The 15176-nt window shown below is 68.3% G+C and carries 14 protein-coding genes; all 14 read left to right on the top strand.

Annotated features, from left to right (window positions below; all coding sequences use genetic code 11):
• Window positions 1–5: 5 nt before the first annotated feature.
• The 14 genes from GOARA_RS14020 to GOARA_RS13955 all read left to right on the top strand — a co-directional run bounded on the left by GOARA_RS14020 (window position 6) and on the right by GOARA_RS13955 (window position 15137).
• Window positions 6–572 carry a YceD family protein gene (locus tag GOARA_RS14020; protein WP_040523407.1) on the top strand — a complete coding sequence of 189 codons (567 nt, stop codon included), beginning with the start codon at window positions 6–8 and terminating at the stop codon, window positions 570–572.
• Window positions 565–1296, top strand: a complete 732-nt coding sequence (gene rnc, locus GOARA_RS14015; RefSeq protein WP_007323057.1) for a ribonuclease III — start codon at window positions 565–567, stop codon at window positions 1294–1296. Before GOARA_RS14020 ends, rnc begins: the two co-directional genes overlap by 8 nt.
• On the top strand, window positions 1289–2197 hold the full coding sequence (mutM, locus tag GOARA_RS14010) for a bifunctional DNA-formamidopyrimidine glycosylase/DNA-(apurinic or apyrimidinic site) lyase (protein ID WP_007323056.1): 909 nt from the start codon (window positions 1289–1291) through the stop codon (window positions 2195–2197). The genes rnc and mutM overlap by 8 nt, the downstream gene beginning before the upstream one ends.
• Window positions 2198–2334: 137 nt before the next feature.
• Window positions 2335–3624, top strand: a complete 1290-nt coding sequence (locus GOARA_RS14005) for an IS256 family transposase (RefSeq protein WP_138947709.1) — start codon at window positions 2335–2337, stop codon at window positions 3622–3624.
• A gap of 280 nt (window positions 3625–3904) precedes the next feature.
• The gene (locus GOARA_RS14000; RefSeq protein WP_007323054.1) at window positions 3905–4507 is read left to right on the top strand and encodes a PadR family transcriptional regulator; all 603 of its coding nucleotides are present in this window, start codon (window positions 3905–3907) and stop codon (window positions 4505–4507) included.
• Between the two features lie 47 nt (window positions 4508–4554).
• Window positions 4555–5280, top strand: coding sequence for a DUF8817 family protein (locus GOARA_RS13995; RefSeq protein WP_007323053.1), 726 nt, complete (start codon window positions 4555–4557; stop codon window positions 5278–5280).
• A gap of 352 nt (window positions 5281–5632) precedes the next feature.
• Window positions 5633–6040: an OsmC family protein gene (locus GOARA_RS13990; protein ID WP_007323052.1), complete on the top strand. Its 408-nt coding sequence runs from the start codon at window positions 5633–5635 to the stop codon at window positions 6038–6040.
• An 8-nt stretch (window positions 6041–6048) separates the two neighbouring features.
• Window positions 6049–6333, top strand: a complete 285-nt coding sequence (locus GOARA_RS13985) for an acylphosphatase (protein WP_007323051.1) — start codon at window positions 6049–6051, stop codon at window positions 6331–6333.
• Window positions 6334–6352: 19 nt separating this feature from the next.
• Window positions 6353–9979, top strand: coding sequence for a chromosome segregation protein SMC (gene smc / locus GOARA_RS13980; protein ID WP_007323050.1), 3627 nt, complete (start codon window positions 6353–6355; stop codon window positions 9977–9979).
• 10 nt (window positions 9980–9989) lie between these two features.
• Complete coding sequence (ftsY, locus tag GOARA_RS13975; protein ID WP_007323049.1) at window positions 9990–11252, top strand: signal recognition particle-docking protein FtsY; 1263 nt, start codon at window positions 9990–9992, stop codon at window positions 11250–11252.
• 22 nt (window positions 11253–11274) lie between these two features.
• Window positions 11275–11913 (top strand): GyrI-like domain-containing protein, encoded by a 639-nt coding sequence (locus tag GOARA_RS13970; RefSeq protein ID WP_007323048.1) that lies wholly within the window; start codon window positions 11275–11277, stop codon window positions 11911–11913.
• Window positions 11914–11964: 51 nt separating this feature from the next.
• Window positions 11965–12636, top strand: a complete 672-nt coding sequence (locus GOARA_RS13965) for a HEAT repeat domain-containing protein (RefSeq protein WP_007323047.1) — start codon at window positions 11965–11967, stop codon at window positions 12634–12636.
• Window positions 12630–13625 carry a MerR family transcriptional regulator gene (locus GOARA_RS13960; RefSeq protein WP_007323046.1) on the top strand — a complete coding sequence of 332 codons (996 nt, stop codon included), beginning with the start codon at window positions 12630–12632 and terminating at the stop codon, window positions 13623–13625. Before GOARA_RS13965 ends, GOARA_RS13960 begins: the two co-directional genes overlap by 7 nt.
• A gap of 174 nt (window positions 13626–13799) precedes the next feature.
• Window positions 13800–15137, top strand: coding sequence for an ammonium transporter (locus tag GOARA_RS13955; RefSeq protein WP_040523310.1), 1338 nt, complete (start codon window positions 13800–13802; stop codon window positions 15135–15137).
• Window positions 15138–15176: the final 39 nt, after the last annotated feature.

The following is a 15176-nucleotide window of genomic DNA, read 5'->3' as shown; positions in this document are numbered from 1 at the left end:
CGGACGTGGCCCAAGCAGTTGACACTCCGTTCGTATTCGACGTCCGTTCGTTGGGACGCCGGCCGGGTTCCATGATCGAGGCGCACCGCACCATCGTCACCCCGATCCGGATCGGCACCGAGATGGTGGCGATCGAGCCGGAGACCGAGATGGATCTCGACCTGCGCCTGGAGGCGGTCTCCGAAGGGGTGCTCGTGACCGGCACGGCCTGCGGTGAAACCGCAGGGCAGTGTTCGCGCTGCCTGGAGCCGTTGGAGGGCACGGTCACGGTCTTTCTCACCGAACTGTTCGCCTATCCGGACAGCGAAACCGACAAGACGACCTCCGACGAGGAGGTCCACCGCGTCGCCGACGACCAGATCGACCTGGAGCAGGCCTTGATCGACGCGATCGGGCTGGAGCTGCCGATGTCGCCGTTGTGCCGCGATGACTGCCCCGGACTCTGCCCGGACTGCGGCGTCGTGCTGGCCGTCGCCGAGCCAGGCCACGCGCACGAGAAGATCGACCCCCGCTGGGCGGGGTTGACCGACAAACTCGGCGCCCTGCGGGACGAGACTCCCGACAATGGCTGACGACCGCGACGCCGAGGCGCTGCTCGCCGCGCTCGGCACCACGATCGACGACGAGCTGCTCACCTTGGCGCTCACGCACCGTTCCTACGCCTATGAGAACGGCGGCCTGCCGACCAACGAGCGGCTGGAGTTCCTCGGCGACTCGGTCCTCGGCGTGGTGATCACCGAAAAGCTTTACCGCGACTATCCGGACCGCCCGGAGGGTGAGCTGGCCAAGATCCGGGCCAGCGTCGTCAACGGCCAGGCGCTCGCGAGGCTGGCGCGGACCCTGAGTCCGGGCGGGCTCGGCCGCCATCTGTACCTGGGCCGCGGCGAGGAGATGACCGGGGGCCGAGACAAGGACAGCATTCTCGCGGACGGGATGGAGGCCCTCCTGGGTGCCGTCTATCTGGAGCATGGGTTCGAGCCGACCGAGGCGGTGATCCTAGGCCTGTTCAGCGACGCCGTCGCCGATGCCGGACGCCTTGGTGCCGGACTGGATTGGAAGACCTCGCTGCAGGAGTTGTCCGCGGCGCGGTCACTGGGCCCCCCGGCCTACCTGATCAGCTCCACCGGCCCCGACCACGACAAGGAGTTCACCGCGACCGCGGTCGTCGGCGGCGAGGAGTTGGGCACCGGAATCGGCCGCTCCAAGAAGGAAGCCGAACAGGTGGCGGCCCAAGAGGCGTGGCGGGCCCTCGATGCCCGGTCGGGCGCGGGAGCGGGCGAGGAGACGAGTGCCTGAACTCCCCGAGGTCGAGACCGTCCGTCTCGGCGTCGAGAAACATGTCGTCGGCCAGACCTTCACCGACGTCGCCGTGCGCCACGACCGGGCGGTGCGGCGGCAGACCGGCGGCGCGCCGGAGCTGATCGGGCGTCTGCGTGGCAAGACTGCGGTAGCTGCCCGCCGGCGCGGCAAGTATCTGTGGCTCGATCTCGCCGACGCGACCGGCGCCGTCGACGAAGCGCTCGTCATCCATCTCGGCATGAGCGGGCAGTTGCGGATCGTCGACGACGACGAATCGTCCGACGGGAAGCATCTGCGGATTGCTGCTCGGCTGAGCGACCGCGGGTTCCTGTTCGTCGACCAGCGCACCTTCGGCGGCTGGCAGGTCGATGACCTGGTGCCCGATGTCCACGACACCGCTCGATCCGTGCCATCGGTTGTCGCGCACATCGCCCCCGACCCGTTCGACGAGGTATACGACGCGGGCCTTGTCGCGGCCGTGATGCGGCGCAAGCACACCGAAGTCAAGCGGGTGCTGCTCGACCAGACCGTCGTGTCGGGGATCGGCAACATCTACGCCGACGAGGCGCTGTGGCGTGCCCGCCTGCGCGGAACGCGCCTCACCGACTCGATCAGTCGGGCCAAGCTGGTCGAGTTGTTGCAGCATGCTCGTGACGTGATGGATGCTGCGCTCGCAGTCGGCGGAACGTCCTTCGACGAGCTGTACGTCAATGTCAACGGCGAATCGGGCTATTTCGCGCGCGCCCTGAACGCGTACGGACGCGAGGGCCAGCCGTGTTATCGCTGTGGTTCGCTGCTGCGGCGGGAATCGTTTATGAACCGCAGCTCCTTCTACTGCCCGAAGTGCCAGCGTCCGCCACACCGGGGCACTCGAAGCCGCGCCCCTTCGCTTGCTTGACCGCTTCGTGCTGCGTCACCTCGCCGACCCGGCTTGCCTGGGAGTGTCCGGGGAACGGTGTAACTGGCCCGACACGCCGGTGAGGATCGGCGGGGAAGGTCATGATGGCCGAGAAACTGACGGGCATGGGTTCGTCGATGAAGAAGTCCAGCCAGCAGAACGACGATCTGGCGGCGGTTGGTGCTGCCGATCAGGAGGCGGCACTGCGTCAGCTCGTGGCCGCTGCGCGGGCCCGCGGGGATGATGTGACCGGCCCGGACGGGCTCCTCAAGCAACTCACCAAGACGGTGCTGGAGACGGCGTTGGATGAGGAGATGACCGAGCATCTCGGTTATGACAAACATTCTGTGGCCGGCCGTAACGGTGGTAACTCGCGCAACGGCACGCGATCGAAGACGGTGCTCACTGACAATGCCGGTCCGGTGAGCATTGAGGTGCCCCGCGATCGGGACGGTTCGTTTGCCCCGCAGATCGTCAAGAAGCGTCAACGCCGCCTGGGCGAGGTCGACACGATCGTGTTGTCGCTGTATGCCAAGGGCCTGTCGACCGGGGAGATCTCGGCGCACTTCGCCGAGGTCTACGGTGCCTCGCTGTCTAAGGACCGCATCAGTGTGATCACCGACCGGGTCGTGGCGGAGATGGCTGACTGGACCAGCCGGCCACTGCTGCCGGTGTATGCGGCGATCTTCATCGACGCCATCTACATCAAGGTGCGTGACGGGCAGGTCGGGAACCGGCCGTTCTACGCCGCGATCGGGGTCGACCTGACTGGTCGGCGCGACGTGCTGGGTATCTGGGCCGGTACCGATGGGCACGGCGAGTCAGCGAAGTACTGGATGAGTGTGCTGGCCGAGATCAAGAACCGTGGCGTGGCCGATGTGTTCTTCCTGGTGTGCGATGGTCTCACAGGGCTCCCCGATTCGGCGAACGCGGTGTTCCCCCTGGCGAAGGTGCAAACCTGCATCATTCACCTGATCCGGGGCACGTTCCGGTATGCCTCCCGCAAGTACTGGGACCACATCGCCCGGGACCTCAAACCGATCTACACCGCCCCCAGTGCGGCGGCGGCGTGGGCGGCGTTTGAGGAGTTCGAAGAGAAATGGGGCAAACCCTATCCGGCGATACCACGGCTGTGGCGCGATGCTTGGGAGCAGTTCATCCCGTTCCTGGACTACGACGTCGAGATCCGCCGAGTGCTGTGTTCGACCAACGCGATCGAATCGCTCAACGCCCGGTTCCGCCGCGCGGTCACCGCCAAGGGCCACTTCCCGACCGAGCAGGCGGCGATGAAAACGCTCTACCTCGTCGTGAGGTCCCTAGACCCCAAAGGCACCGGCCAGGCACGATGGACGATGCGGTGGAAACCCGCGCTCAACGCATTCGCCGTCACCTTCGCCGACCGCATGCCCGCCGCCGAGAACATCTGAAAATTTCACCAAATGCCAGTTACACCGAAATCCGGACAGTCCCCACTTAGGAACGTATTCGCCACATCCTTCACAGCCCTTACATGGACGCGTATTCGCGGCGGCGGACAACCCGGAGTGGTGGACTACAACACGATGTCCTGCGGGCCGACTTCCTCGACCACTTCGTTGACGATCCAGCGGCATGGGACGCGGTGTAACCAAATTTGGCTAGCCCAGAGGTTCGGAGTAGGCTTTCGTGCAGTAGCCAAATTTGGCTACTGCACGCGGAGGGGGTTCGATGAAGCCGGTACGACTTCTGGTCCTGGGAGCGCTGCGCAGGCGCGGTCGCGCACACGGCTACCAGATCCGCGCGGATTTGGAGTCCTGGGGCGCACACGAGTGGTCCACCGCCACATCGGGTTCGGTGTATCACGCGCTCAAGAGCATGGCCGGACAGGGCCTGCTGGCGGCGACGTCCGATGCGGACCCTTCAGTCGCCGGGGGCCCGCCGAGGATCGAATACGAGCTGACGGACCAGGGGGAGCAGGAATACCTCAGCCTTCTGCGCGAGGCTTTGGCCGACCGCGAGCCGCGGCTGGACGTCCTGTGTGCTGCGGTGGGCCTGATCGAAGACTTGCCTCGTGGACAGGCCCTGCAGGTCCTGCGTACCCGAGCCGACGCAATGCGCGACTGGCGCACCAGTATCACTGCACACCTGCCCGCGGACACGGAGCTGGACGCCTGGGGTCCGGTGGGCGAAGTCATCTCGCTGTGGCTGGCGACCGCTGACACCGGCGCCCAGTGGACTAGGCGGCTGATCAACCGCTTGGAAGAGGGCGCATTTTGCATGGCCGGTGAGCCCGGTTCCCCCACCCGCAGCCCCGCACAGCAGGCCGAGTAGCGACCGCGGCATCCGCGAAACCTTCCCCTTCGAGACGGAGCAATGTCATGGCCAACGAGATAACCGTTCCGCTGCTTCCGTGTGGATCCATCGACGAGATCGTCGAGTTCTACACCATGCTCGGCTTCACCCGGACCTACCACCAGGTTCGTCCGAACCCGTGCGTGGGCCTGCAGCGAGAAGACCTCCAGCTGCAGTTCTTCGGCATGCCGGACTTCAGGCCCGAGGACTCCTACGGCAGCTGTGTGGTCCTTGTGCCCGACACCAAGCAGCTCTTCGAGGCGTTCGCCGCGGGCATGCGCGCGGTCCACGGCAAGCTCCTGATCTCCGGCATCCCGCGAATGACCCGCCCACGGAAACGCAAGAATGCCGACAACCACTCCGGGTTCACGGTCATCGACCCCGGCGGGAACTGGATCCGGATCTTCTCGTCCCCGGGTATGGGCGGTGCCGGTGCACCCACGGTCGGCATGCTGGCCAGGGCACTGGACAATGCCGTCGTGCTTGGCGACTCCAAGGGCGACAATCAGCAGGCGGCGAAGATCCTGGACGCCACGCTGGCCCGAGAGCGTGATCGCGCACCGGCCGCCGAGTTGGTCGAGGCGTTGGCCTACCGCGCCGAACTCGCCATGCGTACCGACGACACCACCGCCGCGGTCGATGCCCTTACCCGCGCCCGCGCTGTACCTATTACCGAAGCCGAACGCAGCGAACTAGCCGCGCACTTGGCCGGACTTGAAGACCTGGAGGCCGTCGTCGGGCTTGCGCCCTGATGTCGACGGGCGCGAGGTATACCGCTTCGGCGTGCACGAGAGGCTCTCGCCGAAACTTCCGAGATTTGGTCGGCCGGGGTCCGTGTATCCCTCGCTTCTCGTATTCGTGCAGCCAGGCGTCGCCGCCCTCGTGCCTGCCGTTGTACGGCGCAGCCAGGAACCCGAACTCCGGCGTGGACAGGTCGACGCGCCGTCCGACGGCTCGCCACGACTGACGGCTCAACGGTCCAACACGTGCAGCACAACCATGCGTTTCTCTGTAGCGACCGTCGGGTGATACCGAATGGCCGCGATGTCAAGCGCTTCCGCGGCTGCGGAATCAACGGGCACGTCGACCGTGTTGAATGGAACCATGACTGAACTGTGGGTGCAGCGGACCGGATCCCGGCGCTATGTGGGGCAGAGCTCGCGCGGGGCGAGTGTGCAGATCGGGTCGGACGACGTCGAGGGCGTGTTTACGCCGGGCGAGCTGCTCAAGATCGCCCTGGCCGCGTGCTCGGGCATGGCGTCGGACGTGCCGCTGGCACGGCGTCTCGGCGACAACTACGACGCGACCGTGCGCGTCAGCGGCGACGCCGACCGGGAGTCGGAGACCTATCCGGTGCTCGACGAGGTCCTCGAACTCGACCTGTCCGAACTCGACGCCGACGCGGCCAAGCGCCTGCTCGTCGTCGCCCAGCGAGCGATCGACCGGACGTGCACGGTCGGCCGCACCTTGAAGGCCGGCACCCAGGTCAACCTCGCGATCGAGACGGACTGACGACCACGATGACCGACGCGCCGGTACAGCGGCTCAGCGCCTTCGTGCACGGGCACGTCCAGGGCGTCGGATTTCGCTGGTCAACCCGGTCGCGCGCACTCGAACTCGGACTCGACGGCTATGCCGCGAACCTCGCCGACGGCCGGGTGCACGTGGTCGCCGAGGGGCCGCGCGGCGACCTCGAACAGCTGCTGGCCTTCCTGCGGGGTCCCGATACGCCGGGGCGCGTCGACACCGTCGTCGAAAGATTCGAAGCGGCGCGCGGCGAACTGCGCGGATTTGTCGAGCGGTAGATAGGTAGTCTGTACCGTCGTGCATCTGAAATCCCTCACCCTGAAAGGGTTCAAGTCGTTCGCGTCGGCCACGACGCTGCGCTTCGAGCCCGGGATCACCTGTGTGGTGGGCCCCAACGGGTCGGGGAAATCGAACGTCGTCGACGCGCTGGCGTGGGTGATGGGCGAGCAGGGTGCGAAGACGTTGCGCGGCGGGAAGATGGAAGACGTCATCTTCGCCGGAACCTCGGGTCGGCCGCCGCTCGGCCGCGCCGAGGTCACCCTCACGATCGACAACTCCGACGGCGCGTTGCCCATCGACTACTCCGAAGTCTCCATCACCCGGCGCATGTTCCGCGACGGCGCGGGGGAGTACGAGATCAACGGCGAGTCCTGCCGGCTGATGGATGTGCAAGAACTGCTCAGCGACTCCGGCATCGGACGCGAGATGCACGTGATCGTCGGTCAGGGACGACTCGCCGCGATCCTCGAATCGCGCCCGGAGGACCGCCGCGCGTTCATCGAAGAGGCCGCCGGTGTGCTCAAGCACCGCAAGCGCAAGGAAAAGGCCGTCCGCAAACTGGATTCGATGCAGGCGAATCTGGCGCGCCTGACCGACCTCACCGGCGAGTTGCGCCGCCAGCTCAAGCCGCTGGGCAGGCAGGCCGAGGTCGCGCGCCGCGCCGCGACTGTCCAGGCCGACCTGCGCGATGCGCGTCTGCGCCTGGCTGCCGACGATCTCGTCGCGCGGCGCGCCGAGATGGCCGAGCAGACCGCCCTTGAGGACACCATCCGCCGCCAGCAAGCAGAAGTCACCACCGCCCTGGACGCCGCGACCGCGAAGCTGGCCGGCCACGAGGCGCAGCTCGCCGAGATCGAACCGGCGGCGCAGACCGCGGGGCAGGGATGGTTCCGGCTGTCGGCCCTGGCCGAGCGCGTCGACGCGACGATTCGCGTCGCCTCCGAACGCAGCAAGCACCTCGCGACCCCGACGACGGTCGCGAGCGGACCCGACCCCGACGAGTTGGAAGCCCAGGCTGCCCGGGCCGCGGAACAAGAGCAGGAACTCGCCGCCCAGGTCGAACAAGCCGGCGCCACCCTCGACGAGGTGAAGGCCCGCCTGGCCGCGGCCGAGGAGCATGCCAGCGCCGTGGAACGCGCGCACGCCGCGGCCGTGGCCGCCGTCGCCGACCGTCGCGAAGGCCTCGCGCGCCTGGAGGGCGAAGTCGCCAACCTGACTACGCGCGCCGACTCCGTCGACGCGGAAACGGCACGCCTGTCGGCGGCGATCGCCTCGGCCGCCGAACGTGCGGCCAAGGCGCAGGCCGAGATGGACACCGTGTCGGCGTCGGTAGCCGAACTGGAGTCCGCGGAGCAGGGGCTCGACGAACATCACGAGCGGTGCACGGCCGCCGCGACCGCCGCCGACGAGCGGGTCGACTCGCTGCGCGCCCAAGAACGCGAAGCCGAGCAGAAGATCGCCTCGCTCACCGCGCGCATCGACGCCCTCGCCGTCGGTCTCGAACGCAACGACGGCGGCGCCTGGCTGCTGGAGCAGGCGACCGACGGCCTCTTGGCGCCGGTCTCCGACCTGCTCACCGTGGAGACCGGATTCGAGAGCGCCGTCGCGGGTGCGCTCGGGTCCGCCGTCGACGCGATCGCCACCGTGGACGGACTGGCGGCCGCGCGCGCACTGCATTCCCTGAAAGCGGGCGACGGCGGACGGGCCGCCCTGCTCGTCGGCGGGCTGCGCGCACTGCCCGCGCCAAGCGGAGCGAAACTGCCGTCTGGTGCCAGGTGGGCGCGCGAGGTGGTCACCTGCCCGTCGTCCATCCGCGGCGCGGTCGACACGCTACTCGACGGCGTGGTGGTGCTCGGTGCCGACGTGGCGGACGCCGCGGACGTCGCGACCCGGCTGGTGACCGAACACCCGCAGCTCGTCGTCGCGACAGCCGAAGGCGACCGGATCTCGGCCGCCGCCGTCGAGGGTGGAACGGCGCACCGGACGTCGAGCCTGGAGGTCCAGGCGGCCATCGACGCCGCCACCGCCGAACTGGCCCGCGCGAACCGTACGGCCGAAGAACTCGGCGCGGCGCTGGCCGGTGCGCTGACCGAACAGTCCGACCGCGGTGAAGCCGCCGAGGAGGCCCTCGCCGCCCTGCACGAGTCGGACTCGTCGTTGGGCGCAGCCTACGAGCAGCTCGCCCGGCTCGGCCAAGACATCCGCGCCGCGCAGGACGAGGCCGACCGGTTGACGCGCCAGCGCCAGCTCGCCGAGAGCGGCCACGCCGAGACGGTCGCCAAGCTCGCCGAACTGTCCGAGCGATTGCGGATCGCGCGCGAGGAGCCCGCGGCGGACGGCGACATGGCCGTCGTCGACGACGGGAAGCGCGACCAAGCGGCCACGGCTGTCTCCGAGGCCCGCTCGGCCGAAGTGGAGGCCCGCCTGGCGCTGCGCACCGCCGAGGAACGGCTGGCATCGGCCCGCGGCCGGGCCGATGCTCTGCGTCGCACCGCGCGGCAGGAGCGCGAATCCCGCGAACGGGCTCGTCGCGCCGATGCCGCCCGTCGCCATGCCGCGACGGTGGCCACCGCGGTCGCCGAGTCCGGCGCGCTCGTCGCTGCCCGCCTGACCGAAGCCGTCGCCAACGCGCAATCCGCCCGCGACCATCTCGATCAGGTGCGCGCCAGCCACAGCGAGACCGTTGTCGAGCTGAAGACCCAGGTCGCCCAGCTGACTACGCAGTTCGACGGTTTGCGCGACGCCGTCCATCGCGACGAGATGGCCAAGGCACAGGCACAGATGCGCATCGAGCAGCTCGAGGAGCAGATCGCCGACCAGTTCGCGATCACGCCCGAGGACCTCATCGCCGAGTACGGCCCCGAGGTACCGATGCCGCCGTCGTCGCTCGAGATCGCCGAATACGAGGAGGCCAAGGCGCGGGGCGAACTCGTCGTCGCCCCGGCGCCGATGCCCTACGACCGCGCCACCCAGGAACGCCGCGCCAAGCAGGCACAGAAGGACCTCAACACGCTCGGCAAGGTCAACCCCCTCGCGCTGGAGGAGTTCGCCGCGCTGGAGGAGAGGTACAACTTCCTCTCCGCCCAGCTGGAGGATGTGAAAGCCGCGCGTGCCGACCTGCTGCAGGTCGTCGAAGACGTCGATGCCCGCATCCTGGAGGTGTTCGCGCAGGCCTATGCCGACGTCGAGCGCGAATTCTCCGAGGTGTTCGGCAAGCTGTTCCCCGGCGGCGAGGGCCGGCTCGTGCTCACCGATCCGTCGGACATGCTGACCACCGGCGTCGAGGTCGAGGCGCGCCCGCCGGGCAAGAAGGTCAAGCGGTTGTCGCTCCTGTCGGGCGGCGAGAAGTCCTTGACCGCCGTCGCGATGCTCGTCGCGATCTTCCGCGCCCGCCCGTCACCGTTCTACGTGATGGACGAGGTCGAGGCCGCGCTCGACGACACCAATCTGCAACGGCTGATCGGGCTGTTCGAGCAGCTGCGCGAACGCTCGCAACTGATCGTCATCACGCACCAGAAGCCGACGATGGAGGTCGCTGACGCCCTCTACGGTGTCAGTATGCGCGGCGACGGGATCACCACGGTGATCTCGCAGCGGTTGCGCGGTCAGAACCTGGTCAGCACCGGCTCGGTCACCGCCGAATAGGGGAGCACTGTTGAACACTCCGGTCATCATCGGAATCGTCGTCGCCGTAATCGCGGTGCTGGCGCTCGTCACGCTCGGATTGGTGCTCGCGCGACGTCGCCGGGTGTCGCTCGGGTCCGCGCAGGACAAGGCTGTGGAAGGGGCACCCGAGAAGGGCGGCTACGAGACCCAGTCGGGATTCAGCTTCAGCCAAGGCAACGAGACAGCGGTCCTGGAGCCGGTCGACGAAACACCCGACGCCGAAGCGCCCGTGGTCGTCGAGCCGGACACGCGGGCAACAGCAGAGCCCGGTCCCGACGTGGAGGCCGGTGTCGAGGCCGAACCCGCCCCTGCCGAGCCGCAGCTCGACGAAATCGCCCCGACCGCCGGTCGACTCGGACGTCTACGGGGTCGGCTGGCACGTTCGCAGGGGGCGATCGGCAAGAGCATGCTCGGCCTGCTCGGCGGCGGAGACCTCGACGAGTCTTCGTGGGAGGAGATCGAGGACACGCTGTTGATGGCCGACGTCGGCACCTCGGCCACCACCGCGATCACCGACAAGTTGCGCGCCGAACTGGCGGCGCGCAGCGTGCGCGACACCGAGGAGGCGCGCACGCTGCTCAAGCGGGTCCTGACCGAGCAGTTGCATCCCGAACTCGACCGGTCGGTCAAGGCGTTGCCGCACGACGGCCGGCCCGCCGTCGTCCTCGTCGTCGGCGTCAACGGCACCGGCAAGACCACGACGACCGGCAAGCTGGCAAGAGTTCTCGTGGCCGACGGCCGACGGGTGCTGCTCGGCGCGGCCGACACCTTCCGCGCGGCGGCCGCCGACCAGCTGCAAACCTGGGGCGAACGTGTCGGCGCCGACACCGTCCGCGGCAACGAAGGCGCCGATCCCGCTTCGGTGGCCTTCGACGCCGTCGCGACGGGAATCGACCATGGTGTCGACGTCGTCATCGTCGACACCGCCGGACGCCTGCACACCAAAACCGGTCTGATGGACGAGCTGGGCAAGGTCAAGCGCGTCGTGGAGAAGAAGGCCGACGTCGACGAGGTGCTGCTGGTTCTCGATGCGACCATCGGACAGAACGGGCTCGCCCAGGCCAAGGTCTTCGCCGAGGTCGTCGACATCACCGGCGTCGTATTGACCAAGCTCGACGGCACGGCCAAGGGCGGCATCGTGTTCGCGGTGCAAGAGGAACTCGGTGTGCCAGTCAAGCTCGTGGGGCTCGGCGAAGGCGCCGACGACCTCGCACCGTTCGACCCGGGCGCCTTCGTCGACGCACTGCTGTAGGCAACCGGTCGTCCACAAGCGGATGAGCGACAAGGTCGATTTCAAGAAGAGCCTGGACTGCTACCGTGCGCAGGCCGGTCGCTTCCGGATCGTCGACGTGCCGCCGATGCGGTATCTGATGGTCGACGGGCACGGCGATCCCAACACCGCGCCGGAGTATGTCGCCGCACTCGAAGCGCTGTATCCGGTGGCCTACAAGCTCAAATTCGCCAGCAAGCGCGAAGTCGGGCGCGACTACGTCGTCCCACCGCTCGAGGGTTTGTGGTGGGCCGCGGACATGGCGGCCTTCACCGTGTCGCGCGACAAGACGCGGTGGGACTGGACGATGATGCTGATGGTCCCCGACTGGGTCGGCACCGACATGGTCGACGGAGCGGTAGCGCAGGTCGGCGCCAAGAATCCGCCGGCTCGACTGGGTGACGTGCGACTGCAGACGTTGAGCGAGGGCCGGTGCGTCCAGACTCTTCACCTCGGCTCCTTCGACGACGAGGGGCCGGTCTTGGATCGGATGCACCACGAGTTCCTCCCCGAACACGGGCTAGTTCCCGACGGAAAACACCACGAGATCTACTTCAGCGACTTTCGCAAGGTCGCCCCCGAGAAGCTGCGGACGCTGCTGCGGCAACCGGTCGGAGAAGCGCGCGGTCGCGGGAGCACTTGACCTTGACACCGTGTCAAGCTGTTGGGTGGGCGGTGAAGGAGGTGGTTGACGATGACCACGACGACACCGATCATTGCCGCGCTCGCCGGACGGGACTCATCGACGCGGCTGCGGGCGGCACTGGAGGCCGGCCGTTCCGCCGACGAACGGCTGACCGAAACGCTGGTGACGCGCTGCGCTGTCGAACCCGATTTCTTCGTCCGCGACATGTTGACGTGGGCGCTGTGCCGACTGCCACCGGCGATGGTGGTGCCGCGGCTGATCGCCGAGCTCTCCTCGCCGGTGCCGCAAGCACGCGCGCAGGCGCTGCACACGCTGTCGAAGATCGGCGACGCGTCGTCCTGGCCGGCAGTGTCGGAGCTGCTGGCCGACGGCGACGACGAAGTGGCGCGCAGCGCCTGGCGGGCCGCCGTCGCGACGGTGCCGGCCGGCGAGGAGGAACGATTGGCTGACGCGTTCGCGACGCAGCTCGGGCGGGGCGACCTCGATATGCACCGCAGCCTGAGCCGGGCACTTGCCGAACTCGGCGAATCGGCCATACCGGCGCTACGCGCGGCGGCGGCCAACGGCGATCCGCGCGTGCGGGACCACGCCGAGGCCACCGAGCGGCTGCGTCTCGACCCCGACAGCGGGTTCACCCCCTCGGTCGAACTTGCCCGCCGGATCGCCGCGGCCGGTGCCGACCTCGAATCCGCCCCGGGGCCAGAGGAGGACGAATGCTGATCGGTGAAGTGTCGCGCCGCTCGGGAGTCAGCACGCGCATGCTGCGCCACTACGACGCGCTCGGGCTGGTGCGGCCCTCCGGCCGCGCCAGCTCCGGGTACCGGGAGTACTCGGCAGCCGATTTCCGGCGGCTGTTCCACGTCGAATGCCTGCGAAGCCTCGGATTGTCGTTGCAGGACGCGAAACGCGCACTGGACGACCCGGCATTCGAACCGACGGCCGTGGTGTCGGCGCTCATCGACCACACCAGGGCGCGAATGGCCGAACAGCAGCGCGTCCTGGATCGCCTGGCCCAGATCGAGGCGGCCGCTCCAGGGCAGTGGGAGGACGTCATCGATACCGTCGGGCTGCTGCGGGCGCTGGAATCCGGGTCGGGCTCGCACCGCCAGCAGGCGGTTCTCGCCCAGCGCGAGGGAGGCATGCCCACCGAGGCGCTGGTCGAGGCCGTACTCGCCGAGGAGGACCTCAACGTTGCCGGTGCGCTGCGCTGGTCGTTGGCCCGCGCCGGTGACGACGCCGTTCCGGGGCTCGCTCGCGGCATGGCATCGGCGGATGCCGAGGTCCGCCGGCGAGCCGTCGTCGCGACCGCCGCGATCCCGACACCACCGGCCACGGAACTCTTGCTGGCCGCACTCGACGACGTGGACGCGGGAGTACGCGACCGGGCCGCGCTCGAACTGGGGCAGCGGCTGGTCCCCGCGGCCACCGATCTCCTCGCCGCGATGGTCGTCGCCGGGCGGCGCGACGTCGAGGCCGCCGAGGCGCTCGGGAAGCTCGGGGAAGCGACGGTGCCCACCGAAGCCGTTGTGGCCGCGCTGGAGGAGGCACTCGGCCCGTCGGATTCGCCGCCGGCCCGCCTGCGGGTGGCGCAGGCGCTGGCCGAGATCCCCGGGGCGAGTAGCGACGGCGCGCTGGCACGTCTGGCGGCTGACGACGACTCCACGATCGCGGCGACGGCGGCCGCGATCCTCGCCGATCGTGGCCGATAGCCGTCGAGCGGGCGGTGGTGTTACGCGTCTGAAACACCAGCCTCGTCAGCGTTCACCTCACCGAAACGCGGCGGGCACCGTCGGGGTAACAGCGGCCGAGCAGTCTTTGTCACATCACTGGAGCACCCAGGTGTGTGAGAGCAAGGAGGACGGCCCGTGGTGGGACAAACCGTGATGGCACTGCCGGACAATGTGTTCGGCGTTCCCGATAGCGGAGATACGGCTTGGATCTTGATCAGCGCGTCGTTGGTGTTGTTGATGACACCGGCGCTGGCATTCTTCTACGGCGGACTTTCGCGTGGGAAATCTGTGCTGAACATGATGATGATGTCGTTCGCGACGATGGGCGTGGTCGGCATCATCTACGTGCTGTGGGGCTTCTCGATGTCCTTCGGCAACCTGATCGACGGCGGATCGGACATCGCGGGCCTGTTCGCGAACCCGTTCTCGCTCTTCGGCTCGGATCAACTGGCGGCGACCAAGGAAGTCGGCGACGCCACGCATATCGTGCTGGCCGGCGAGGGCAGCACCATCCCTGCGATCGTGTTCCTCGCTTTCCAGCTGACCTTCGCGGTGATTTCCGTCGCGCTGATCAGCGGTGCGCTGGCCGAACGCGTGTCCTTCGGCACCTGGCTGGTGTTCGCCGGACTGTGGGCCACGGTGGTCTACTTCCCCTTGGCCCACATGGTGTGGGGCGGCGGACTGCTGTCGGGCTCGACCGACGGCATCGCGGCCAAGATGTTCGGCCTGAACGACGAGGGTGACGCCGCGGCGGTGGCACCGATCGACTTCGCCGGCGGCACCGTCGTCCACATCAACGCCGGTATGGCGGCCCTGATCCTGGCGATCATGGTCGGCGCCCGCAGCGGCTTCGGCAAGGTGGCCTACCGGCCCCACAACATTCCGTTCGTCATGCTCGGCGCAGCACTGCTGTGGTTCGGCTGGTTCGGGTTCAACGCCGGCTCGGCGTTGGGCGCCAACGGTTCCGCGGGCCTGGTCTGGGTCAACACCACCGTTGCTACCGCAGCCGCGATGATGGGCTGGCTCGGGGTTGAGTGGATCCGCGACCGTCACCCCACCAGCGTGGGTGCCGCATCGGGTGTCGTGGCCGGCCTGGTCGCCATCACGCCGGCCTGTGGCGCTCTTACCCCGGTCGGGTCGATCGCCCTGGGCGTGGTCGCGGGCATCCTGTCCGCGCTGGCCATCTCGCTGAAGACGAAGCTGGGCTACGACGACTCGCTCGACGTGGTCGGCGTCCACCTCGTCGCGGGACTGTGGGGCACTGTCGGGATCGGTCTGCTGGCCAAGGAGTCGGGCCTGTTCTACGGCCACGACCTCAAGCAGCTGGCGGTTCAGATCGTCATCGCGTTGGTGGCGGTCGTCTTCACCGGCGTGTTGACCGCGCTGATCGCCTTCGTGCTGAAGCCGCTGGGCTGGCGGATCAGTGCCGAGGAAGAGATGACCGGTATCGACGAGTCGGCACACGCTGAGACCGCCTACGACTTGGCGTGATCAGAAACTAGGCTGAAAACGGACCGAGAGGGACTAACA

The organism is Gordonia araii NBRC 100433 (assembly GCF_000241265.1).
Classification (GTDB): Bacteria; Actinomycetota; Actinomycetes; order Mycobacteriales; family Mycobacteriaceae; genus Gordonia; species Gordonia araii.
Note: the sequence above shows the minus strand (reverse complement) of the source record. Positions and strands in the feature narration are given on the sequence as shown.

Bases quoted from the DNA above. Each gene is read 5' to 3' on its own strand.
- rnc (WP_007323057.1), top strand. From the start codon at position 565: ATGGCTGACGACCGCGACGCCGAGGCGCTGCTCGCCGCGCTCGGCACC.
- GOARA_RS14005 (WP_138947709.1), top strand. From the start codon at position 2,335: ATGAAGAAGTCCAGCCAGCAGAACGACGATCTGGCGGCGGTTGGTGCT.
- GOARA_RS14000 (WP_007323054.1), top strand. From the start codon at position 3,905: ATGAAGCCGGTACGACTTCTGGTCCTGGGAGCGCTGCGCAGGCGCGGT.
- GOARA_RS13995 (WP_007323053.1), top strand. From the start codon at position 4,555: ATGGCCAACGAGATAACCGTTCCGCTGCTTCCGTGTGGATCCATCGAC.
- GOARA_RS13990 (WP_007323052.1), top strand. From the start codon at position 5,633: ATGACTGAACTGTGGGTGCAGCGGACCGGATCCCGGCGCTATGTGGGG.
- GOARA_RS13985 (WP_007323051.1), top strand. From the start codon at position 6,049: ATGACCGACGCGCCGGTACAGCGGCTCAGCGCCTTCGTGCACGGGCAC.
- GOARA_RS13970 (WP_007323048.1), top strand. From the start codon at position 11,275: ATGAGCGACAAGGTCGATTTCAAGAAGAGCCTGGACTGCTACCGTGCG.
- GOARA_RS13965 (WP_007323047.1), top strand. From the start codon at position 11,965: ATGACCACGACGACACCGATCATTGCCGCGCTCGCCGGACGGGACTCA.
- GOARA_RS13960 (WP_007323046.1), top strand. From the start codon at position 12,630: ATGCTGATCGGTGAAGTGTCGCGCCGCTCGGGAGTCAGCACGCGCATG.
- GOARA_RS13955 (WP_040523310.1), top strand. From the start codon at position 13,800: ATGGCACTGCCGGACAATGTGTTCGGCGTTCCCGATAGCGGAGATACG.